The organism is Sphingobium xenophagum (assembly GCF_031457465.1).
Taxonomy (GTDB): Bacteria; Pseudomonadota; Alphaproteobacteria; order Sphingomonadales; family Sphingomonadaceae; genus Sphingobium; species Sphingobium xenophagum_A.
The window spans coordinates 44,303-65,848 of sequence record NZ_JAVDWV010000020.1 but is presented as its reverse complement, the minus strand read 5'-3'; the positions used below and the strand labels follow the sequence as shown (position 1 = coordinate 65,848).

At 60.7% G+C, this 21,546-nt stretch carries 17 protein-coding genes, 1 tRNA gene and 1 pseudogene; 3 read left to right on the top strand and 16 right to left on the bottom strand.

Features of this window, described 5'->3' with window-relative positions; translation table 11 throughout:
* Nucleotides 1–94: 94 nt before the first annotated feature.
* The 3 genes and pseudogenes from J2W40_RS18055 to J2W40_RS18045 all read right to left on the bottom strand — a co-directional run.
* Nucleotides 95–568: pseudogene (locus J2W40_RS18055) on the bottom strand (helix-turn-helix domain-containing protein); the annotation flags it as partial.
* 103 nt (nucleotides 569–671) lie between these two features.
* Nucleotides 672–1,736, bottom strand: a complete 1,065-nt coding sequence (locus J2W40_RS18050; RefSeq protein WP_310227349.1) for a phosphotransferase family protein — start codon at nucleotides 1,734–1,736, stop codon at nucleotides 672–674.
* 12 nt (nucleotides 1,737–1,748) lie between these two features.
* Entirely contained in the window at nucleotides 1,749–3,008 is a 1,260-nt protein-coding gene (locus J2W40_RS18045) for an acyl-CoA dehydrogenase family protein (RefSeq protein ID WP_310227348.1), read from the bottom strand.
* Nucleotides 3,009–3,271: 263 nt separating this feature from the next.
* Here J2W40_RS18045 and J2W40_RS18040 point away from each other — a divergent pair.
* A tRNA-Leu gene (locus tag J2W40_RS18040) sits at nucleotides 3,272–3,356 on the top strand.
* 302 nt (nucleotides 3,357–3,658) lie between these two features.
* On the opposite strand, the gene J2W40_RS18035 is transcribed toward J2W40_RS18040, so the two are convergent.
* Both J2W40_RS18035 and J2W40_RS18030 read right to left on the bottom strand, forming a co-directional pair.
* A complete protein-coding gene (locus tag J2W40_RS18035; protein ID WP_310227347.1) occupies nucleotides 3,659–5,536 on the bottom strand; it encodes a M61 family metallopeptidase in 1,878 nt (625 codons plus the stop codon).
* A 258-nt stretch (nucleotides 5,537–5,794) separates the two neighbouring features.
* Nucleotides 5,795–6,565, bottom strand: a complete 771-nt coding sequence (locus J2W40_RS18030; RefSeq protein WP_310227346.1) for an IS5 family transposase — start codon at nucleotides 6,563–6,565, stop codon at nucleotides 5,795–5,797.
* A gap of 869 nt (nucleotides 6,566–7,434) precedes the next feature.
* Between J2W40_RS18030 and J2W40_RS18025 the strand changes: the two genes are divergently transcribed.
* Nucleotides 7,435–7,677 (top strand): hypothetical protein, encoded by a 243-nt coding sequence (locus tag J2W40_RS18025; protein ID WP_310227345.1) that lies wholly within the window; start codon nucleotides 7,435–7,437, stop codon nucleotides 7,675–7,677.
* 340 nt (nucleotides 7,678–8,017) lie between these two features.
* Here J2W40_RS18025 and mobF read toward each other — a convergent pair whose 3' ends face one another.
* The 4 genes from mobF to J2W40_RS18005 all read right to left on the bottom strand — a co-directional run bounded on the left by mobF (nucleotide 8,018) and on the right by J2W40_RS18005 (nucleotide 13,841).
* Nucleotides 8,018–10,972 (bottom strand): MobF family relaxase, encoded by a 2,955-nt coding sequence (gene mobF / locus J2W40_RS18020; protein ID WP_310227344.1) that lies wholly within the window; start codon nucleotides 10,970–10,972, stop codon nucleotides 8,018–8,020.
* Nucleotides 10,969–13,059: a type IV secretion system DNA-binding domain-containing protein gene (locus J2W40_RS18015; RefSeq protein WP_310227343.1), complete on the bottom strand. Its 2,091-nt coding sequence runs from the start codon at nucleotides 13,057–13,059 to the stop codon at nucleotides 10,969–10,971. Before J2W40_RS18015 ends, mobF begins: the two co-directional genes overlap by 4 nt.
* Nucleotides 13,056–13,355 carry a CopG family transcriptional regulator gene (locus J2W40_RS18010; protein WP_310227342.1) on the bottom strand — a complete coding sequence of 100 codons (300 nt, stop codon included), beginning with the start codon at nucleotides 13,353–13,355 and terminating at the stop codon, nucleotides 13,056–13,058. The genes J2W40_RS18015 and J2W40_RS18010 overlap by 4 nt, the downstream gene beginning before the upstream one ends.
* 159 nt (nucleotides 13,356–13,514) lie before the next feature.
* Entirely contained in the window at nucleotides 13,515–13,841 is a 327-nt protein-coding gene (locus J2W40_RS18005) for a hypothetical protein (protein ID WP_310227341.1), read from the bottom strand.
* A 661-nt stretch (nucleotides 13,842–14,502) separates the two neighbouring features.
* Here J2W40_RS18005 and J2W40_RS18000 point away from each other — a divergent pair.
* Nucleotides 14,503–14,730, top strand: a complete 228-nt coding sequence (locus J2W40_RS18000) for a hypothetical protein (protein WP_262503701.1) — start codon at nucleotides 14,503–14,505, stop codon at nucleotides 14,728–14,730.
* 404 nt (nucleotides 14,731–15,134) lie between these two features.
* Here J2W40_RS18000 and J2W40_RS17995 read toward each other — a convergent pair whose 3' ends face one another.
* The 7 genes from J2W40_RS17995 to J2W40_RS17965 all read right to left on the bottom strand — a co-directional run bounded on the left by J2W40_RS17995 (nucleotide 15,135) and on the right by J2W40_RS17965 (nucleotide 21,544).
* A complete protein-coding gene (locus J2W40_RS17995) occupies nucleotides 15,135–16,115 on the bottom strand; it encodes an SLOG family protein (protein WP_310227340.1) in 981 nt (326 codons plus the stop codon).
* A gap of 416 nt (nucleotides 16,116–16,531) precedes the next feature.
* Nucleotides 16,532–17,542 (bottom strand): DUF2493 domain-containing protein, encoded by a 1,011-nt coding sequence (locus J2W40_RS17990; RefSeq protein WP_310227339.1) that lies wholly within the window; start codon nucleotides 17,540–17,542, stop codon nucleotides 16,532–16,534.
* Between the two features lie 72 nt (nucleotides 17,543–17,614).
* The gene (locus J2W40_RS17985) at nucleotides 17,615–17,893 is read right to left on the bottom strand and encodes a hypothetical protein (RefSeq protein ID WP_310227338.1); all 279 of its coding nucleotides are present in this window, start codon (nucleotides 17,891–17,893) and stop codon (nucleotides 17,615–17,617) included.
* 86 nt (nucleotides 17,894–17,979) lie between these two features.
* A complete protein-coding gene (locus J2W40_RS17980; RefSeq protein WP_069063991.1) occupies nucleotides 17,980–18,450 on the bottom strand; it encodes a DUF736 domain-containing protein in 471 nt (156 codons plus the stop codon).
* A gap of 641 nt (nucleotides 18,451–19,091) precedes the next feature.
* Complete coding sequence (locus J2W40_RS17975; protein ID WP_310227337.1) at nucleotides 19,092–19,424, bottom strand: hypothetical protein; 333 nt, start codon at nucleotides 19,422–19,424, stop codon at nucleotides 19,092–19,094.
* A gap of 48 nt (nucleotides 19,425–19,472) precedes the next feature.
* Nucleotides 19,473–20,018, bottom strand: coding sequence for a hypothetical protein (locus J2W40_RS17970; RefSeq protein ID WP_310227336.1), 546 nt, complete (start codon nucleotides 20,016–20,018; stop codon nucleotides 19,473–19,475).
* A 227-nt stretch (nucleotides 20,019–20,245) separates the two neighbouring features.
* Nucleotides 20,246–21,544 carry a hypothetical protein gene (locus J2W40_RS17965; protein WP_310227335.1) on the bottom strand — a complete coding sequence of 433 codons (1,299 nt, stop codon included), beginning with the start codon at nucleotides 21,542–21,544 and terminating at the stop codon, nucleotides 20,246–20,248.
* Nucleotides 21,545–21,546: the final 2 nt, after the last annotated feature.

Genomic DNA, 21,546 nt, shown 5'->3' with positions numbered 1-21,546 from the left:
GCGCAATTTGCCGTGATCTTCGGCGAACGTTTCATCAGAGCCATGGCGGCCTGATGATCAACCGCCCGGCCGCACACGGAAATCCTGACAGTCCCTCGTGAAGCTTCTCGGCGAAGGCCTGATCGTTCGACAGCTTGAAGCTGCGCCAGCGATGCGGAGCAAGACCATGTGCCTTCCAGATCGACTGGACTGTCGAGACGGCAAGCCCGACAGCCTTGGCCATCGCGCGCGCCGTCCAATGGGTCGCCTCGTGCGGCGGCGTATCCTGCGTCAGGCGGACGATCTCTGCCACACGCCTGGGTGGCACGGGTGCCTTGCCCGGCGGACGAGATTTGTCGCGCAGCAGGCCGTCGACACCTTCGTGCATGAAACGTTCTTGCCACCGCCACACACAGGTCTTCGACTTACCCATCGCAGACATGATGGCAGAGGTCCCAAGACCGTCGTTGCTGAGCAAAACGATACGGGCTCGCCAAACATGCTTTTGCGGGCTCAAAGGCGCCGCCACAATGCCGCTCAACCGTTCGCGGTCGACCTCGGACAAGAAGAAAGTAATACTATCGCGCATCGGCCCTGACTCGCACGTCAGCATGCCTCTGGGAATCCCAAAATGGACTCTTTCGTTCCGGTCAATCCACTAGGATCAGAGCATGCGTCTCCGAAGGCATAACTCAAGCCAGCATGTGGATCATCTTTTGCCCTTCTTCGGCGAGCATGCGGTAAATCGTGTCAGCCTCTCGTGCCCGTGCATCTGCCGCGTTGCCATCAAGTGCGCGTCGATAGACCCCAGCCAGGATCGAAGCTAGGCGGAATATCGAAAGGACAAGAAAGTAATCCCAGTACGGCACGTCATCCAAGCCGCGAGCCTTGGCGTAGCGCTCTATCAACTCGCGCTGCTCAGGAATTCCCAGTCCCCTAAAGTCCAGATCGGAAAAGCCCCGTTTGGTGATCGAAGGCAGATTATGCGCCATGCAGGCATAGGCAAGATCAGACAATGGATGGCCGATGGTCGCCAATTCCCAGTCCAGTACCGCCGCGATTTCAGGTTTTTGCGGGTGAACAATCATGTTACCGATGCGGAAGTCGCCATGTACGATCGTCTCTTCGCCATCAGAAGGCACGTTCTGGGTGAGCCAGTCGATCATTTCGTCCATGGCGACATTTTCAGCCACCTTGGTTTTGTCATAAGCCCGCTGCCATCGCGAAATTTGGCGTTTCACATAATCGCCGCGTTTTCCGAACGTGCTCAATCCGGCCTTGTCAATATCCACGTCGTGAAGCTTGGCAAGCACGTCTATCATGCGCAGGTAGATTTGACGCCGATCGTCCGGTGATACGCACGGCAACAACCGATCGGCAAAGATGCGTCCTTCGACATGTTCCATGAGATAGAAGGACTGACCAATGATTTGGTCGTCCATGCATAGCAAGTGCATCTCGGCCAGCGGGATGCCATGCCCCGCCAGTTTAGACTGAACCTCATATTCCCGGTCTATCGCATGGGCGCCGGGCAGAAGGGGGCCCGCCGGCTGTTTGCGCAGTACATAGGCCTTGTCATGGATCTGAAGATGATAGGTCGGGTTCGATTGACCGCCTTGGAACTGCCGGATGATCAAGGAGCCGCCAAATCCCGGCAGGTTCCGTTCGAGAAACGAAGCAAGGGCCGCTTCATCAAAGCGATGGTTGGGCAGAACATCCACAAGCGTCGCCTCGCTCGATCCAATAGAGCCGGTCATTGGTCGATTTTCCTACTTGTATTTAGCCAGTTCCATTCTGGCGATGACATTTCGGTGTACTTCGTCAGGACCATCGACATAGCGCATGATCCGTGCACGCGCGCAGGCATAGCCAAGCCCGAAATCGTCGGTGACGCCCGCAGCGCCATAAACCTGCATCGCCCAGTCCACAACTTGCCCCAGCATGATCGGGGCGGCCACCTTGATCGCCGAGATTTCCATCTTTGCCGACTCTACGCCGTTGGTATCGATACGGTGCGCAGTGTTGAGGACAAGGAGGCGCGCCTGATCGATGCGGATACGGGCTTCGGCAATGCGCTCACGCGTCACGCCCTGATCGGCCAGTAGCTTTCCAAAGGGCTTACGATTGAGCGCTCGGCGGCACAGTGATTCCAGCGCGCGCTCGGCCATTCCGATGTTGCGCATCGCATGATGGATGCGCCCAGGGCCTAGTCGACCCTGTGCGATCTCGAATCCCCGGCCTTCCCCAAGGATGATATTTTCCGTCGGGACGCAAACATTTTCGAGCAGGATTTCGGCGTGACCGTGGGGCGCGTCACTATATCCCAAGATGTTCAAGTCCCGAACGATCGTTACACCCGGCGTGTCTTTAGGGACGATGATCATGGACTGCCGCAGGTGCTTGGCGGGGTTGTCCGCGTCCGTTTGACCCATCACGAAAAGCACTTTGCAATGTTCAGCAGCTGCGCCGCTGATCCACCATTTGCGTCCGTTGATCACGTAACGGTCGCCGTCCCGAACGATGCTCGTTTCAATATTTGTAGCGTCAGAAGATGCCACATCCGGCTCTGTCATTGCGAAGGCGGAGCCATGAGTCCCATCAGTCATGCCCGGCAGCCATTTTGCGACCTGATCCTGCGAGCCGTATTTTTCCAGCATCTCCATATTGCCGCTTTCGGGCGCATGGCAGTTGAACAGCTCAGACGACCAATGGACGCGGCCCATCTGCTCTGCCAGCGGAGCATATTCGAAGTTGGTTAGCCCGGGTCCATAGCGGGAATGTGGCAGCGCGAGATTCCAGAGCCCCGCCGCCTTGGCCCGCGATTTCAGGTCTTCAACAATCGGCAAGGGTGCCCAGACGTTGGCAGCGTCACGCCGCTGCTTTGCCCAAACTTCCTCATTGCTGTAGACGTGTTCCGCCATGAAAGCGCGAAGGCGATTCTGATAGTCCAGCGACCGATCGCTAAATGTATACATGTTTTTCATACTGAATAGTTTGTGCAGATGGCTATACCGATAGTCCTCTGCCATGTCGTTAGACCACCGACATCAATCAGCATTCTGATGATATTTTTCATCGTTTCGATCGCAATGAGTCCGAGTGGGCTTATCTCTAGAGATCAGAAAAACCGCTGGAAATAAGCAATAAGCGCGACCCAAGGGCGAGCGCTTACTCTGCCATCCCCGCCGTCGGCAGATAATCACTCAGCTCAGCAGTTTGATGGAGGTGCCCAGTTTTCGCTCCAGGTGCAATATCGGTGCAGGGAGCGTCGGCTAGAATCGGCGGCAAATGTGCGGGTGTGATGGAACTGATAGACGCGTTGGATTCAAAATCCGGTTCCGAAAGGAGTGTCGGTTCGATTCCGACCACCCGCACCATCCTTCAAAATCGGGGCTGAGGTTAGCCATTCACCCGGACAGTTATGTCGGGCCACACTTGCCGTCGCCACCCAGCCACCGAACGAGCCATCGGAATCCCGGCGCACGCTGTCAACCTCGCGCCTTCGGTCGGCAGCGTCGGTGACCGCTACAACAACCGTCTTCAAGCTCCAAGTCTCAAGTGGCCTTCGCGTGGCGTGTAACAGCGGGCGCAACCGATCGTCAGTTGTCGAGCGTCAACGGCACTCGGCACTGAGTTACCCGCAGCGCCGTTTACGATTATGCCTTTCCGGACGAACTACTCACCGTGCGGTCAGCAAGCTTGCAAGCGTATCGGGTCGTCCGGTGATGCGCTCGAGTTGCGGATAACGCAGCGCACCAGCGTAACGGATTGGGACCTCTGATCGCTGACCATCTCGTTCGATGGTCAACACGACGGGGCGGTTCACGCTATCACGCACCGCGTTCAGTAGCGCATCGCGTCCATAAGGCGCGGCATTTACGGCTACGATCCGAATGCCCGGCCGCAGCCCGGCCTGATAGGATGGACTATCCCATGCCACCGCTCGAATCGTGCCGTCGGCGCGCGCCGTCAGCCCGATCGAATAGGTGAGGTCTACAACCCCGACTTCTTCCTCGTTTGCCCGGAACGCTGCCGTGGGCACGTCGGTGAAGATCAGCCGCCACCCATGTCGTGTTAGGCCGCTGGTCGTGTCGAGTTCGTCATGTCCCTCGAGCCAGGTCCGCAAGAACCCTTCCCAGTCCGAAGGCGCGACCTGGTTGAGCGCATGGCATATGTCGGCGAATGTATAGGTTCGTGTCGGCGCTTTGGGAGCGGCGTCGGCGAAGAAGCCGTGTGCGAAATCATCGATTCCACGCAGACCCTTGCTGCGCTCACGCAGTTCGGCATCGACAGCCAGCCACAGCATGACACCTTCTGAATAATAGTCCCGCCGACGTTGCCAGTCGCGCCATGGCACCGCCTGGCGAAGCATGAAGGAAGGATAGTTGACGTCGTCGGACAACGGCCGCCACGCTCGGCCGGGTCGCGTGGCAACCTCGGCTGCGTCCATCGCCAGCCGATCACGCAATTCGGCTGGCGTGAACTGGCCCGCCCGCGTCGCCAGCACGCGCCCCCAGAACTCGGTCTGCCCTTCGTACATCCACAACAGGCTGCCCGCGACGGGGACGTTGGGCGTCGGCGCCCAGAGATCGGCGGGCGTTCGATAGAAGCCGTTCCACGCATGGACAATCTCGTGCGCGATCAGGTCACGCGAGAGTATCTGGTTCGGCCAGTCCTGAAACAGCGACGACGCCAACTCGTTTTCGCTGGAGGCCCGATGCTCCGTTCCTCCGGATGAACCATCGCCGCCCAGCCGCGCAAGAATATCGTAGCGCGCGAAGGGCGTGGGCCCGAATACGGCCCGCATCTGTCCGATCAACCGGCGCAACTCAGCCATCCGTTCAGCCGGGACCACAAGGTCGTCGGATCGCTGTGCTACAATATTGAGCGATACCGCCCCGGGGCCGGGCGAGGCCAACCGCGCTTGCGCCGTGTACCGCCCCGCCAGCACCGGCGAATCGAGCAGGGTTTCCAGGTTCGCTTCTTCAAATAGAATGGTTGGACCGTCGCTGCGCTCGACATCCAGCGACGTGAAAGGTCGCAATCCTTCCGGCAAGGTCAGTGTAGCCGCCACAGGGATGTTCCGGGCGTACCAGCCCGCAGGATACAGGATCAGCCTCTGCCACGGGACAGACACGACATCCGGCGTCAGTAGATCGCCCCCGGCAACCATCTGGAAGCGCACGTCGATCGCCCTGAGGCCAGGTGGCACTTGTAGGTGAAAGGCGTGCGGCTCATAGGAATCACGCCGCCACGCAATCCGTCGGCCTCCGGCTTCGACGGTGAGACCTGCAATATCGGTAACGGTGAGGCTCGGTCCGTGGCTCGCGGCCTCCCACCGGGGATATAGAAGCGTCATCGCACCGCCATTCACGACCGGGATTTGCTGGTGCACGTTGAAAATGCCGCGCTGTATGTCGGTCGCGTCGACGTGGAGTTCGATCACCCCGTCGAACGGATGATCGACTGGGCGCGCAACGGCCGGCAGGGGTTCTGCATAGACGGGACCGGAAACCGCCTGTGCCTCTGTCGACTTGCAGAAAAGCACCGGCGCCATCAATGCCGCCATAACGCGCCAAGGTCGAGCGGAACAGCGGGACAATCCCGTAAATCGCTCTTCCAGAACACTTGAAGGGGTTCTCACATCCATGCGGTATTAACAACCTCTATGGCTCCAGACGGAAGGTGGCGCTTTGTAACCTTGCGCCTGATCTCCGAAAGTCGATTTTCATGAATATGGATTGTGAGAGGTGTCGCCATTTCTATTTCCTTTCGTCAGTCCTCCGGTAGCTTTAGTGCCTGATTCAGAAGTTTCTCAAGCGAAGCAATATCTTGCGGTTCTGCGCGTGAGCATGCGGATTGAAGCGATCAGTGCCCAAGCGGTTGAAGATGCGATGGACTTTTCCCAGTCCTTGGCGAGCCCTCGGCAGCGGCCGAGCCATGCGAAAGTGCGTTCAACTACCCATCGTCGGGGGAGCACTTCGAAGCCTTTGGCGCTGTCCGAGCGCTTGATGATGTGGATTGTCCACTTCCCCATGCCGACGAGGGCGGAGCGTAATTTATCGCCTGCATAGCCGCCATCGGCGAACACGTGGCGCAACCATGGGAACCGCGTACGAACAGCGGCCAGCACATCTACGGCCCCATCACGGTCCTGGATATCAGCAGTGTGGACGAGGATGAAGATCAGAAAACCGCAGGTGTCGGTCAGGATGTGCCGTTTGCGGCCTTTGACCTTCTTACCCACGTCAAAGCCCGATACTCCGCCACTTTCCGTGGTCTTCACCGACTGGCTATCGATCACTCCAGCACTGGGCGAGGCCTCCCGTCCTTCGATTTCCCGCAGGTTCATGACCAGCACGGTGTTGATGGCTGCGAACAGACCGGCATTGCGCCAGGCGTAGAAGTAACGCCGCACAGTTGACACCGGAGGAAAGCATTTGGGCAAAAGTCGCCACGCGCACCCGCTCGCGGCAACATACAGCATCGCGTTCAGGACTTCGCGCATGTCTGCCGTTCGAGGTCGGCCTCCACGCCTTGCCGGAGGAACGAATGGCGCTGTCAGCGCCCACTCCGCGTCCGTCATATCCGATGGATATCGCAGTCCCTCCCGGCCACGCGGGCCAGTTGCGGCACCATCCGCCTCAGGCTGCTTAAGATCGGCGCGCGTCACCCTCAGCGTCCGACGCGTCAAGATCGCCATGGCGTCCGCCTTCCGTGGCGCGACGAATGGGAAATCGCTCACCTCGCCTTGCGAACTGCCGCGGCGCGCTGACGAACCAGACAGCGCACAGGCCGAAATCCGCTGTCCTGACCATCCGCCATCGCGGAAAAATGGCGCCGCTCATCCGTTTCGATCAATCCACTAGGTTAACGAAACGGGGTCCGAATCGGCTTCTCTGCACCTTCGCCCCGATATGGCGGTTGTAAGCACAGTCCACTACGAGCCATACGGTCCGCTCGGCAAGGGCAAGCCAGATCGCATCGGTCTATTCAGGGCGAAAGACTGCATTACCAAATCTGGTTCGCATATGGCGAGCTACCGAATTCAGATAGCGCGTTTGCCTCCACTTCGTCGGACTGTGATAGATGCCAATCGCCTTCCAGTACTTGCCGGTCGAACGCAGGGCGGATAAGAATATCCAACGGGCAGCCTCCGCGTTAAAGCAGGGATCAAAACGCAGCCAATATCGAACCTGTCCAGGCGAACGCCCAACAAGCGCAGCGATGCGAGGTATCCACCAACTGTTGATCTGTAGAGGTCCAAGATCATGAGAGCCATTGCGGTTACGAACCTCAGCGCCGATCCAGCCTCCCTCCTGATCGCGCAGTCCCCAGAGCGTTTTCTCCAACCATGGCTGACCAAGCGAGGCTTGCCGAATGCAGGAGGAAATCCGCAGGTCCTCTGCGTCAGCGGGCTTTGCAAATACGGGGGCGACATACAACGCTATACTGATGGCTGCCGTACATAACAGCTTGGGGATGCCGTGTGACATCATCCTAACCTCCGTGAGTGTTTCGGGCGTATTGATCGAGCTGGCCGGATCGCTGAAAACATCGGGATCCGGCGACCTGGCAGAAGATCATGCGGGCTTCGGCCATAACGTTATCGAATGTGCCGCCATGATTGATGTATATCCGGCTTTGAGGTCCAGGCTGCCCGTTCGTATCAAGATGCCGAGTCTTCTGCGGCTCTGACATACTGTATCGAACGCCGGGACATAGTCAGGCAGGACGGCCCGTACGCAACGTTTCGGCTGGACCAAGCGGTTAGCACCGTTAATCTCGACGTTCGCGCCATATCGACCGTCGCGAACTCCCATGTGACCGGGCCGGTCGAAGGCGACCAGTCGGAGATCCTGAAACGCGGGTGGGTCCATTGCTCTAAGGCGGGCATAGAGCACTTGTGGCCGTTTTAGCCGATCGGGTCCGCATAATTGCAACGCCAGCGTCCTTGCCCGGCACCGCCGACGGCGATGACGCAGGAGCAGCTGATAAGGACCAACAGCGAGCATGGACGGAAATATGAGCACTAACCTCATCGTTCGGGACCATTAGAGGGTCCGGGGCGAGCCGCAGGAAATTGGCTTTCCCGGTCGATGCCGGTTTTCGGCGCTCTTGCGTCCATGCGCGCGCTGTCGAGAATGTTTTCAAGGAAGCTGTCTAAAAGCTGCGCGACGCTCCGGGCACCTTCGGCAAGATGCTCGGCCGCGCCACGGGGTAGACGATCACGATAGTGGAGTTGTCGCTCCAGCGCCCGGTCGCGCCGGTCTGTTCGGACTCGCTCTTGCTCGGCCCTCAGACTGGCCAGATGACCTTCCCTGCGTTTCGAGAATATATCTACGCGGTCAGTCTTTAGCCGACCCAATCCTTCCGACGAAGACGTCTTTTCTCCTGATCGGCGATCGAGCTTGGCAATGAGTTCCTCGACATTGTTGGTCCAGAGTCGCGCGCCAAATGCCGCGCGGGTAATAGCAGTGTAGAAGTTCTGGGCATTGACCAACGGAGATTCGACCGGCGCCAGCACGAAGACGCGCGGATAGGTCTTGGATTGCGCGGAATATATGGTCTCTGCATAGCCATGATCCCAGGTCCGGTGTTCTGACAGATTAACCTGCTGCACATGACCGTTCCGATCCCAGCGGATCGTCGCTAGCGAGCCATCAAGTTTTTCCACGGTGCCGCGCTCGGCATTGCGCAGGCCCAGTTCGCGATTGACGAGCCGCCACTGGATCCGGTCACCCCCGGCGATGTGCCGTTCTTCAGGATTGAACACATTGATGTGCCGGGCCTTCGTCGTCTGCGGGTCCCAGCGGACGACGCGCCCTTGCTCGTCGACCAATCGCACGAGCTGTCGACCAGTGGACTCACGTCCGAGCCCTGCAACGCGATAGTGGGCGTGCCGCGCAACACCGAGGCCGGCGATGTCCCGATCGAAGCGCACCACCTGCCCCGCTCCGTAGAAGCGGGCCATATGCTTTTCGATATCGGTGAGGCCCGCCGGTGCGAGGATAGAAAGCCGGCTATCATCAGCTGCCAAGCCCTTCTCGTCTTTCAGCGCTTCGCGGATCTTGTTGTTGATGATGAGCCGGGTCGCATTTTCCAGGACAAGAATATTGGTGCCATCCCGAGTTTCCGACTTAAGCCGTATCCAGGCATTGACGACCTGCTCGGCCATTTTTTCATGGTCGTTGACGGTGCTGACACTATCGAGCCTGGCCAGTGCCTCAACAAAGTTTCCCGCTCGCGCTGCTGTGACAGCGGCCTTGATCGTTTTGGTTTCCTGCCGAACGGCTTGCGTCAACTCGACCGTCGGCAAACCCAGCCTTCGCATCAACCAGAAGGGTTTGCCCTGCTCGATCGCGCCGGTCTGTTTCTCGTCTCCCAGGAACAGAAGCCGAGCGCCTGTAGCCCTGCTGATTTCCAGCAACCGTTGGGCCTGGCGATTGCCCAATTGCCCGGCCTCATCCAGCACCAGAACATGCCGCTCAGTGATCCCCTGCCCGCCCCGCGCCACGAAGCTGGCGACGGTATGAAAATCAATCTTTGCCTTGTTTCCCAGTTCCGCAGCGGCCGATGATGTGGGGGCCAGGGCGATCAGCGTCATTCCCGGATCGGCTGCTTCACCCAGGATCCGGACCAAGGTCGACTTGCCGGATCCTGCAACACCGTGGATTGCGCTGACGCGATCACGCGTCAGTGCCGTCTCGACCAGCGCGCGCTGTTGCTCCTTGTTGAGCGATGTTCCTTCAAGCACGGCCAGTAAGCGATCGCTCGACGCGATCGGGCGTCCATCGTCGAGGCCCAGCGCGATATGCTGGGTGAGCGCCAGTTCCAGTCGCCAGGATTTGCGGCTGGTGCGCCCACGGGTCAGGATCCTGTCACCGGTCGACTCATGGGTCGATAGCAGCTTATGCGCCAACTCATGCTTTTCGATCCGAGGGCGGATATCATCGAGCCGGACCTCTCCGACATGCGCGGCGAGACCGGTGCGCAGTATGTCACCCAGATTATTGACCGCCTCGGCACTCTCCAGATGCCGCAGGCCGAAAAGAGCGGCCCGCGATGCTTCGCGCTCGGTGGGCGGCAGATGTCCCGCGTCCCGTTCTTGCGCCACGTCCGCGATCTTATGCAGCGTCTCGAGACGGCCACCGGTCCGCTGATGCCACTGCGCGGTTAGGTCCTCCTTACCGATCTTTAGCTTGGCCTTGCGCGTAGCGTAGAAGGACGCACGCTGGGCTTTCTGGCCAACCAACCCATGCTCGCGCGCATGGTTTTCGATCGCCTCGGCGCGCTGTGAGAATTGATCAATCAGATCTTTCGACACGCCTCGTATCTCGAATAATCCGGAACGAGGATCCGCATCGATTTGATAACCTGCTTCGCGCAAACTATAGGCCAGCGCATTGCGATAGATTTGGCCCGCGACACGCTGCTCACCATACATCTCCCGGCTTTCCAGGCTTGCCAGGGGATCGCCGTCTGCGCGGTTCGTCATATTGAGGACGACAAGGTGTGTATGGAGATGGGGGTCAAGTTCTCGGCTGCCATGCTCGGTGAAACGGGCCACCAGAATCCGCCCCGTCGTTTCATGAACGATCTTGCCATCATCGCGGCGGCGCAGCTGCGCCTGTTCCTCCAGATAGGAGATAGCCGCAGTCACCGCTCCCTCATGGGCGGCAAGCACGCGTTCGTCGCCTGCCACCAGCGCCATGATTGATACCGACTTGGGCGCATTGACCGCAAAATCCCAGCCGGGGTGATGCTGGATTTCGCCATCCCCGCGGTGCCGACCCAGTTGCTGATCGCCAACCTTTCCGGCGAGAAGATCACGAAACAATTTCGGATCGACAGCACCTGATAGACCGAGGTCCACCGCAAGCTTTCCACCCCATTCAGACGGTTCGTTGCCGCCCTTGGTGTAATAGTCGCCGATCGTATAATAGCGGGCGATATTGGCTGGTTTGCCATGAAGGCGTTGGGGCTGAATCATGCTGGCCTCGCCCGCTCACGCGGCCCGTCGTCGCGGCCGTGCTGGACAAGATCGGACCGGATTTCTCCCTGTTTGCCGGCAAGGATGGTCCAAAGGGTGCGGGGAGAGGCGGGAAGTTCGGCATTCTCTTCATCGAGCAATATATCTTCCACGCGCTGGGCATCGATATGCAGCGATGGCGGCGTCAACATATCCGGCTGCGGTGATGGCGTCGTGGTGGGTTCTGAGGATGCCGAAGGCTTCGCCGGCTTGATCTCACCCTGTTTCGCTAGCGAAGAAGCCTGAGTGGCTTCCCGCTCCATTGCTTCGCGAACACGCGCTTCGGCATGAGCGATGCGAACGAGCATCCCGGCCTTGTCGATCTGAATTGGGGGTGTCGTGCGTTCGAGGAAGGCTGGTCCCAGCGATGGTACGTTGTTGAACCGGCTGTCGAACCGGACCACGGGCAGATTGCGGCCAAAGCGCAGGAAGCCGACCAGATTGGGCAGGTTGGTGACCTCGGTCGACAGGACCAGCGGCCGCGTCACCTGCATGCGCGACAGGTTGACGCCGTCGCGCATGTCGTTGACGCCATAGGACATACCCTCATTGGCCTCGACCTGTTCGACCTGACCCAGGTTGATCGAGACATGCTCGGCGGTATCGGTGTCATTCGCCCGCAGCGCCACCCAGGTCGAGCAATAACCAGTGATAGCGGCCGCATCCTCCTTGCCGTAGGTCGCCTTCAATTGGGGATAGGACTGGAAGCCCAATATACCACAGCCACCATATTTGCGGGCACGGGCAAGGAAATCCGAGAGCGACGGCAGCTTATGCAGCGTCGGCAGTTCATCGATCACGCAATAGAGCCGACGGTCGCGATCTGGCGTCAGGCTCATGATCGCGCTGATCGCGATGTCGAGCCACACGGTGATGAGCGGGCGCAGTGACGGGAGCTGGTCGGCCTTCACGGTGATGAAGAGCCAACTTCCGTCCGCGCCTTTCTCAACCCAATCGCGGATCGAAAAGCCGTCCTCGGTATCGTCGAGATAGCCAAAACTGCGCATCACCGAGGCGAGCTCTGCCTGGATGCCGGCGGATGTTCGTTCGCCTTCGGTGCTGATGAAGGCGGCGGCATCGGTGCCGGTCACGAACGCGGCCAGATCCTTGAGCTTCGAGCGCAACAGCCGGTCGAGCAGGACCGAGACATAGGTATGTTGCTGGCGCGCCAGCTTGCGCATGACCGCAACCAGCGTACCCCGCGCCGCCTTGGCCCAGAAGGGATCGCCATGCTTGTCGGGAATGGTCGACTCCGCGATCTGATCATAATGATAGTCGCGCGGCACATCGACCCAGGGCGACCAACGCGCTGCGCGCTGATCGAGTGGGTTGAGCAGCATGTCCGTGCCCTGCCGATAGAATTTCTCGACGAAGGTTCCGGCCGTGTCGTAGACGATCGCGCGTCGGCCGGATTTGCGGATGCCATCAAGCATGCCGACAATGAGATTGGTCTTGCCCGTACCCGGCGCCCCGCACAGCAGGATATGCTCAGGCTCATAGGCCTCAGGCACCGGCACATTGCCGATGACCAGCGGTCCCTTGGTCTGTCGCCACAGTGCGCGTTTCACCTGCCGGATCGTGCCGAACCTTGCCCCTCGCAGATATTCGTTGGAGCCAAGCCCCCTGCCCGTCCGCGTGAAATAGAACCACGCCCATGAGAGCATGACCAAGGTGAGAAGGCCGGACAGCAGTGCGCCATGCAGCAGATACCCTTCAAATGCATGCAAGGTCTTTTTCGCCAATTTGGAGGCAACCAGCCAGTCCGCTGAGGTCCAGTAGGCCTGGCCTCCGGGGGTGCGAAACTGCACCGGATCATTGGTGCCGCCGGCGGCGTCCACCTTGATCGTGGCCTCGGCCAATTTGATCAGAACGAACCGCTCATATTCGGTGGACTTTTCGAACGCATACCAGAGCGTGCCGATGATCCAGATGATGAAACCTGCCAATATGGTCTGGTAAAAGACTTGGGTCGTCATGCGAACATTGTGGACGATCGCCTGCCCGCCGCGCGTCCACGAACCCAGCGTGTCATTGCGAAAGATGCTCATAAGGCATCCTCCCCACCAAGCAGGCCGCGTTCCGCGAGGATCATCCGTGCCTGCGCCATGCCCTGCTCGAGCGCTTTCGGCGATTGCTGGCCGACCGATGTCGCGACGATTGATAGGATCTGAATCGAGGTGGCGAGAATCTCATCCTGGGAGGAAAAGACGTAGCTCTTGCGCTCATCGACCGCCTGTTCGAGCACCTTACGGATAAAGCCCGACAGAGACAGATTTGCACCATGTGCACGGCGCATCAAGGCGGCATGCAGTGGTTCATCGAGACGAAAATTGAGCTTGGGCAAGCGAAGGGCTCCTTATGCGGAGACCTTCGGAAGTATCATGAAGCAATTGGACTTTACCGGATCGGCACATGGGGCGCAAGCTGACGCGTTGCCAGATTCATCCAGAGCGTTAGCGCTGGGGGAGGGGTGGCGACATCGAAAGGACAGGGCTGACGCGGATCAGTTGTTTTTGATGATGATCGATGGCAGCGGCGTTCCGCCTGTCTCCGCACGGTGCCGACGGATTTCTCCGATCCCCAGTCTGATCTTCCTGGCCACGACCTCCGACATGCGCCGCACCTCACTGGGCGTATCGAGACCAGGGACGCCTTCCAGAAACTCAGCCAGCAGAATCGTGAGCGTCTGACAGACTTCGGCCGAGCCGATATAGAGGGTATCTCCCTTATCTGCCGATGGTGATTGTTGCCTTTGCGCCGACACTTCGCAGATCGCCTTGACCACCGCCTGGCGGAGGTCGCTGATATATTCCTCATTCAATTCAGCCATGAGCGATATCCTTTCTGCCGCCCCGCAGAAACCATGAATTAAGCCGCGCTTCAACGGCCGCCGCCCGGCCGGTTCCAGCGCCGTCGCAATCCCGGATCGGGAATGGTGTAGGACGTGTATCACGAAATTAGCGACGCATTCTCAATTGGATAGGCGTATCCTAGGGAGTCCGGTGTTCCGCGTACTACAGCGCGCCGGATCGGCGTGAGACGTGTGATACAGGCATATTGCTTTGTTTTCAGGGCATAATATGCCCGCAGCACCCGTGCGTAGGGTCCATTACAAAACGGCCTTGCGCCGTGCGTCCTGCCTTACGCAGCGCGCTCGCGCTGCGCGGCCTCGTGCCGGTAGGCGCGGGGCTACCTTTCTGCTGGTTTTCAGTCGCCAATATTTGGGTGGTTTGAAGGGTAAAGCTCATGGCCTTGTTCTCCCAGAATATAAAAAAGGGGGCCGTGCATCAGGCCCGGTCCCAAGAGCGGGATTACTTTCATCAGGGGATTTAACGACAGGCTTCGCATGCCAGCATCGCCGCCTCGTCGGCGCGCCCTTTACCTCGCTCGTTCCGCAGGAAGCGGCAAGCCGCTCTTGCGTTGGCCCGTCGATATGGCAAAGTTGCGTGTGACGGGCAGGCCATCGGGGAAGGACGATGGAAATGCCAAAGATGACTGAAAGGGATCGGCTTGCCGATCTTGAAACACGTCAGCGCAAGCTGACGGAAGATCTGGAAACCGCCCGCCGCGCTCTGCGCGGCAAATATGCGGCCATGGTGAACGACGTGCCGATAGAGACGCTGACGGAGCGCGAGTTTCGCGAGCTTCTGACACAGGCTATCCGGGTTGGTGGCAGCGCAGCGCTGACGACCCTGAAAAAGTTGCCGCCGGTGACGTGACCCGCCGCGAAGCGGCAATCTGATGATAACCGGCAGAGGTGCGGCATAATGAACCTATTTCTGTCGGTATCAGAGCGCAAGATGACAACGGATATCGGCGAGACCTCCGCTGCTCCGACCTTACCGGATCACGAAGCCAGAGGACGCATTCCCCGCAATAGCCCTCCCCTCCTGTGAGCGTCACACTGGACGTTTATGCGACGACCAGCCCTTCCAAACCGCACCCGAAGGGTGTCCCTGCGACGAGCACGGCGAAGCCGCGCGCAGGAGGCCGGGACCGCGCTGGCGGTTCCGCATCGCGCCTGCGACGGGCCCGCTTGCGGGTCCCTGAGCGGGGGCGAGTGCTGCGCTCGAAAAAAGAAATGAGGATCGGCCCGGTAAACCGGACCGATCCTCTCGGGGCGTCATTGCGCCTCCCATTCCTGATCGCTGAGCCTGACAAACCGCGCCGGGATACGCTTCTCCCTGACCAGTCGCGCAAGGTGCGATTGCAATCCCGATCCTTCGCAAACCAGCGCTTCAACGGGACGTAATCCGACCATCTGCTCGTTGCGGACAAACCCCGCCCGCTTGCCAAGCTTTGCGCTGAGCCGGAATGTTATGAGCGTCACCTTGCGCGATGCCGCCCACGCGGCCGCCATGGCGTCGCATCCCTTGTCCTGCGCAGTCGTCGCCAGCACCATCATCGGATTTCGGGATTTGGCTTCATCGAGCTTGCCCCAGATGAGACGGTCGTCAAACCAGCATTCCGCTCCTCCTGAGAAGATCACGATGGGCCCTTGCGGGTTGTGCGCGTCGGTTCTGCGCTGGCGACGGGCGGCGAGGAAATCAGTGGCGGCAATAACCGACGCGGTGCGCTTGCTCGACACCAGCGATCCTCTGGGTGCGGACCATGGCCGCCCGGTTTCGGTGTGGAAGACGTCGGCGGCGTGGTCGCGCATGCACCGCAGCGCATCGGTAGCTTCGTCGAGATATTCAAGTTCGTCGCGTGCCTGCTCGAGTTCGACGCTGTGGATTTCGCTGCCATCGGCGCGACGCAGCAGGTCCTGAACTTGCCGTGTCGCCTTGTCGGCTTGGCCCTCCCATTGGTCGGCGACGTGATGGAAGCTGTTGACGATACCCCATGCCAGGCGTTGCGCGGCGGGTTCCAACCGCGTGTCCCGCAGGACATCGAAAAGTGTCGTGACGATCAGTTCGACGGCGAGCTGGGCTTCCCTTGGATCGGGCATGTCGGTCGCCATCTCCTCACCGCCTCGGCCAATGCGGATGCCTTCGAGATCGGACGCGAAGGCAGCGTGGAAATCGTCGGTGGTGGCCACTGTCTCCTGCGTGATGAATGTAGCAATGTCGGAAGGCGTGCGGTCGGCGTGGTTGATCTTCGTCATGAGAACCTCCTTTTGAAGCGAAAGAGGTTCCCCCTTGGGCACGGGCTCCGAGCGGCGGGGTCAAGGATCGCGGAACGCGACCGGCGCAGCCGGCGATGGGGGTCACGATTTTTTGGGGCGGCCACAAGGGTGAAGGCTGGACGCAATGCCTGACCCGCCCCAAAAAAAATGGTGGGGCCCCGTCGTCCTTGAGGCCGACGCGGTCCCGTGCCACCCTTGGAATTCTTGAGAGAGAGAAGAGGCGTTGCGAATCTGGGGCTCGATGCCCCTGATTCGCAAATGGGTGCCTCCAGGCGCTGACATCGGGGGGGGAGGCTGGCAACGCTTGCCCTCATTGCCAGGGTCAGCAGCTGTTCCATGAAAAAGGGGACAACACGCGTAGTGCTGTCCCCGAACGGAATGCAAACGATGTAATGTCAGGCGGCACGGCGACGTCGGCTGCGCAGGGGCGGAGTGACCTTTTCGACCGGAACCTGATCGGCCTTGCGGAAGGCATGGATCGGAACGCCGGCCTTGCGCAGGGCCTGATAAAGATTGGCCTGAATACCCGATCCCTCACCCAGCAAGGCTTCGACGGGTTTCAGATCCACCAGCTTACGGTTGCGGGCAAAGGGCGCTCCGCGCCCTGACCCCGTCAACGAAAAGGTCACCAACTGGACGTCGCGATTGCCCGCCCACGACGCCACGATCGCGTCAAAGCCCTTGCGCTGCGCGGTCGTCACCAGCGTCATATGCGGGATGCGTTCAAGGATCGTGTCGAGCCTGTCCCAGAGCAGCTGCCAGTCATGCCATTCGGCATGGCCCGAGGCGACGACGATCGGTCCACGGGGGCGGTACCGCTCGCGTTCGGCCAGTTCCCGGGCGCGCAGGAAATCCTGTATCGACACCTGTGTGGCGGTGGCGGCCTTCGATACGCGTGATCCGCGCGCCGGCGACCAGGGGCGACCCGACAGCACACGGAAAGTTTCGGCGGCATAATCGCGCATACACTCGACCGCCTCGCGCTGTTCGGTCAGCGACTGGCACAGGAGCTGTTTCTCCTCCAGTTCGCTATTGAACACCTCGGAAGGCTCCGTGCGCCGGATCATGTCGCGCAGCTCATGGACCAGCATATCTTCCTGTCGCTCAAGCTTGCCCGCGACGAAATGGAAACTGTTGACCATGCCCCATGCGATCTCGGGCGCGAGCGCGTCGAGGCGGGTATCGGTCAAAAGATCGAATATGGTGGCGATCACGCCGGCACAGTCGGCCTGCGCATGGAGCGGTTCGGGCATGTCATGCTCGCCCGGAGCCTCGCCCGGCGCAATGATCGAAAGCGGGATGGGATCGCCAAAGGCGCGCTTGAATTCCGGTGTCGCCGTCATCTGCGCAAACAGCGCAGGCAGGTCTGCGAAGTGGCTGATACGCCGCGAATGGTCGTGGGTCATTGGACTTCTCCTCATCATGGAAAAGAAAAAGGGGCGCGAACGCGCAACGGCGTCCCGCCCCATTATGTCGGATCAGTGCATGCTCGGTGCGCGGGCGAAAGCGGTCGAGCGCGTCAGGACGGCATCGACGATTTGCGCCGCATGGGGCGCAAAGGGTGTGCCTTCGAGCAGGTCATAAATAGCAGCGATGATTTCGCCGCATGTAACGCCGCCAAGGATCTCCGGCGAGCGAACCGCAAGCGTGTTTTGGGGTGCCAGCAGGTCCCGGATAGCGGGACTGGCCATGATCGCGGCGCAGAGCGCCGAGAGATCGGACAGCGGCGCGATGTCATGAAAAGAAGGAAGCGGCATGGACTGTCTCCTCATGCGAAGAAAGGAAAAGGGCCGGGGAAGCCTGACGCCTCCCCGGCCCGGAACGGGTTCCGATCAACGGGTGATCAGAACGGACCCTCCTCGCCGAACGGCGCGCCCGCACCGGCCAGCTCGCCGTCAGCCCCTGCGGTGCTGTCGCCGAAGCCGCCCTGATCGCGCGCGCCGCGGTCGTCATAGTTGGTGCGGCTGGTCCCCATGCCACCTCCGAAGTCGGAGCGCATGGTGTCGCGCCGCCATGCGACCATGTAGCCGCCATGATCGGCCGGGAAGAGCGCGATCGGCAGCGGCTCGGGCAGGCTGGGGTCGTCGATATTGCCGGCAAGGAAAACCTCGCCGGTGCGCTTGGAGGCGGCTTCCCACAAAGCGCCGACCTGAACCCAGCGACGCGCGACGTTGAGCGCAAGGACCTCATAGACCGGAGCCTTTTCATTCTCGCTCATGACCTTACGCAGCCCGATGCGCGGGAGATCGATCGTGCGGGTGGCGATCGAGCCCGTCAGGCGGCCGTTCTGATTGAAGATTTCACCGATGTTCATCGTCTTGACCTTTCGAATGTCGCTCGAAATCCATTTTCCGGCGACACCCTCCCCGTCCCTTCTCTCCTCTCTTTCCCACCCTTGCCCCCCGCGCCGCCCGTCGAAGGAACAGCGCTCCCCATGCCTCCCGCGCGACGCTCGCCCCTCCACCCCACCCGCCGCGCTGCGACCGGCGCACAATTCTGCGCACCCCCCCGGCAAGACGGGCCGCGAATGCAGGGCCGCCGGGGGCAGCGAGGGTGGATGAGGCGCGAGGTTGGAGGCGCGGCGATAGCCGCGCGGGCGCTACGGTCGGGGGAGTAGCGGTAGCGGTGCGCAAGGCGAGGCCGGGCGGTTCCTACATCCAGAGCCGGCAGAATTGCGATGACCGGCACCAACCGGTGCATTTCCAGTATCGCGCGCCATCAGTTGATGGCCGCGGACCGCCGGGGGAAACGCCAGGACATAGATCACATTGGCGACGCTTGCGGGACCGACAGCAAGCGCATGGCTCCTATGTGCCGATGAAGCATGGATCACGCCCCGCGGCCCAACCACATGGTCTTGCCAGGCAAACTCCGTAGTGGCGGCAGGCCTGGTGATGGCGGGTATGCGACATAAGGGGAAATCCCAGGACATCACCCTATTCGGGCGTGGCCATCTCAATCCTTGTCAGGCCGTGAAGCGCAGGTCCGCCCGGCATTGAAGCGTTCTATCCACGTGTTGATGTGGGAACGTTGCTCGATCGGGACAGCTGCCGCTGCACGCTGGAACTCGACAAGATCGAGCGGAGCATCCGCCATGATCTCGTCGATCTCGGTGCCATCGAGCAATCCCTCGGCGCGGATGAAGGCCGTCATCGATCCCGGCCGCTTTCGGGTCGATTTGCGCCATAGTCCCTCTATCGTGCGCAGGCGGGGCGCCGCGCGGGATTCGAGCAGCACGATAAGGCGCAATTCCTCGCGCGGCAGCGCGCGCACCTCCGACACCTGCATGGCGGTACAAAAGAAGCAGGAGCTTTTATGAAAGGCCGGCAAACCCTGCTAGGCTATCACACGCTCGCAATCTTCACGCGTGAAGCCCCAATCCCGAAGCGGGTATCGGTATTCATAGAGGTCCGAGCTATGCCCTACGCGGTGGGCGTAACGCTGATTGTCCCGGGCCGAGCAGTCGTAACCGATCAGCCGAACGACTTTCTGGCCATTGGCCCAGGCATGCTGTGCCGGAGGCCAGGCCTTGACCCATTTGTCCTGTGGCGAAATTTTATGACGCGCCGAGCAGCTATGCTGCCCGAATGCAATCGAGGGCAATGTGCCATTCGTCAAACAGGCATCGAGAAGTGAGGTGTAAGGCGGCCAATGCTTGAAGAACCGGGCCTGATATTCGACGATCTCGTTGGGAACGCCATGATCGTCCATCCATTGACGGAAGTCCGGGATGAGCCGTCGGGTGTGGGGCTGCTCGGGCATTGCCGCCAATAAGGTCATGTCAGGGATTTCGCCTCGACGGACAAGTTCGATGATCATGGCGGTCGAGTTGGTGCCTGCCCCCCATGCCGCGACGACGGGCGCACGCTTGCCCGCGCTCATGCGGCCATCGCCAGCCAGCGGTCCGGCCACACCGGCGGCCTTGTCGTTACCCGATAGGCCTGAAGGGGCACGATCCCGCGAATGACATAATGCGGGATACCCGTGTCCCGCCGAAGATTGAGGGCGATTTTATAGGCGTGATCGAATGAGCATAAGCGGCGCCGGCAGGGTGACAACCGGGCGGGCAGATCGAACGAGGGCATCATGGCCTCCATGCTGGAACAGGTTCAGGCAGCGATTGAACGGTCGGCATCGACCGCCGCAGCCGCGTTAAGCGCAAGAAGACTTTGGAGCGTGACGGGTGTGCGATTTGCCCGCCGGGTCCTGGGGCCTCGGGACGGCCTGGCCGGATCGTTGAACCGGCAACCGATACGCGCGGCATGCTTACCGATGACGGCGGGATCGCGGCCAAGCGCCTGGGCGACATCGACCATCGAGACGCCATGGGTCCAGGCATTGCGGATGGCGCAATCCTCTTCCGCACTGAACGCGCGCATGAAGCCATGCACCAGCCCCAGACGATTGGCATGATAGAGGACGGCGCGCACGCCCCGCCCAAGGTCCTGGGCAATGTTCCGTGTCGGGACCTTGCCATAATCCGCTCGCAACCGGGCCTCTTCCCCGGCCGTCCAGACAGGTCCCTGCCGAAACCCGTCGCGGCGGACATGCGTGCCGCGCAAGCCAAGCGCCTCTGCACGCCAGCGGATGGAATGCGGGCTGCGGCCGAGCCGCTCCCGCAGGGGCGTAAGGCTCGCGCCACTGGTATAGGCGTAGCGCAGGAGCTCGTCTTCTTCGATGATCCAGGGCCTGCCCCAACTCCTGCCGTAACCCAGTTTGCGAAGGCGTTGGCCAAGGCTGCGACTGTTCCGGGCCGGAAAACCTTCAGACGCCAGCGCCCTGGCAATGGCGACATAGGGCGCGCCTGTGGCCGCGAGTGCGAGTGCGCGGGCCATTTCCGCGTCGCTCCAGTCGTCCGGCTGGCAGGCATGGCGCAGCCCCAGCGCCGAAGCGCGGGAGATGACGCCAGCGAAGGGACGGCCGATGAGGCTGGCAATCTGGGCGACGGGAACACCCTTGTCGTACCCGGCGCGAAGCTGTGTATCTTCCCAACCGCTATAGGGCGGCGATCCGGGTTCTGAGAGACCGAGCAATTGCGCACGGGCATAGAGGGCGCTCACACCCCGGCCGAGACGCGCCGCCAGCGTCGCGGTTGGTTCCTGCGCGTAGCAGCGCGCCAGTTCCTCATCTTCCCATGCGATCCAGGATCGCCGCGAGTTCCGGCGCAGGCCAAGATCATGGATGCGGGTGGCCACGCCCGCACGGGACCGGCCAAGCAATATCGCGATCTCATCGATCGTGCAGTCGTCGGCGAAGGCTGCGCGCAGGCGCTGTATTTCATCGGGGAGCCATGCGTCGGCACGGAAGGCGAGTTCGACAAGTGGTGTCGTTGCGCCAATGTCCCGTTCAGGAATGAACGGCGTGAGCTCGACGATATCAGCGTCAAGATCGAAGCTTGTCTGGGTCATGG

What these genes read in the sequence shown, in the direction of transcription:
- J2W40_RS18035 (WP_310227347.1), bottom strand. Translation starts at nt 5,536, where the DNA reads ATGGCGCCGGTGCTTTTCTGCAAGTCGACAGAGGCACAGGCGGTTTCC.
- J2W40_RS17975 (WP_310227337.1), bottom strand. Translation starts at nt 19,424, where the DNA reads ATGCAGGTGTCGGAGGTGCGCGCGCTGCCGCGCGAGGAATTGCGCCTT.
- J2W40_RS18025 (WP_310227345.1), top strand. Translation starts at nt 7,435, where the DNA reads ATGGCTGCCGTACATAACAGCTTGGGGATGCCGTGTGACATCATCCTA.
- J2W40_RS17970 (WP_310227336.1), bottom strand. Translation starts at nt 20,018, where the DNA reads ATGAGCGCGGGCAAGCGTGCGCCCGTCGTCGCGGCATGGGGGGCAGGC.
- J2W40_RS18030 (WP_310227346.1), bottom strand. Translation starts at nt 6,565, where the DNA reads ATGACGGACGCGGAGTGGGCGCTGACAGCGCCATTCGTTCCTCCGGCA.
- J2W40_RS18005 (WP_310227341.1), bottom strand. Translation starts at nt 13,841, where the DNA reads ATGGCTGAATTGAATGAGGAATATATCAGCGACCTCCGCCAGGCGGTG.
- J2W40_RS17990 (WP_310227339.1), bottom strand. Translation starts at nt 17,542, where the DNA reads ATGACCCACGACCATTCGCGGCGTATCAGCCACTTCGCAGACCTGCCT.
- J2W40_RS17995 (WP_310227340.1), bottom strand. Translation starts at nt 16,115, where the DNA reads ATGACGAAGATCAACCACGCCGACCGCACGCCTTCCGACATTGCTACA.
- J2W40_RS17965 (WP_310227335.1), bottom strand. Translation starts at nt 21,544, where the DNA reads ATGACCCAGACAAGCTTCGATCTTGACGCTGATATCGTCGAGCTCACG.
- J2W40_RS18015 (WP_310227343.1), bottom strand. Translation starts at nt 13,059, where the DNA reads ATGAGCATCTTTCGCAATGACACGCTGGGTTCGTGGACGCGCGGCGGG.
- mobF (WP_310227344.1), bottom strand. Translation starts at nt 10,972, where the DNA reads ATGATTCAGCCCCAACGCCTTCATGGCAAACCAGCCAATATCGCCCGC.
- J2W40_RS17980 (WP_069063991.1), bottom strand. Translation starts at nt 18,450, where the DNA reads ATGAACATCGGTGAAATCTTCAATCAGAACGGCCGCCTGACGGGCTCG.
- J2W40_RS18050 (WP_310227349.1), bottom strand. Translation starts at nt 1,736, where the DNA reads ATGACCGGCTCTATTGGATCGAGCGAGGCGACGCTTGTGGATGTTCTG.
- J2W40_RS18000 (WP_262503701.1), top strand. Translation starts at nt 14,503, where the DNA reads ATGACTGAAAGGGATCGGCTTGCCGATCTTGAAACACGTCAGCGCAAG.
- J2W40_RS18045 (WP_310227348.1), bottom strand. Translation starts at nt 3,008, where the DNA reads ATGGCAGAGGACTATCGGTATAGCCATCTGCACAAACTATTCAGTATG.
- J2W40_RS17985 (WP_310227338.1), bottom strand. Translation starts at nt 17,893, where the DNA reads ATGCCGCTTCCTTCTTTTCATGACATCGCGCCGCTGTCCGATCTCTCG.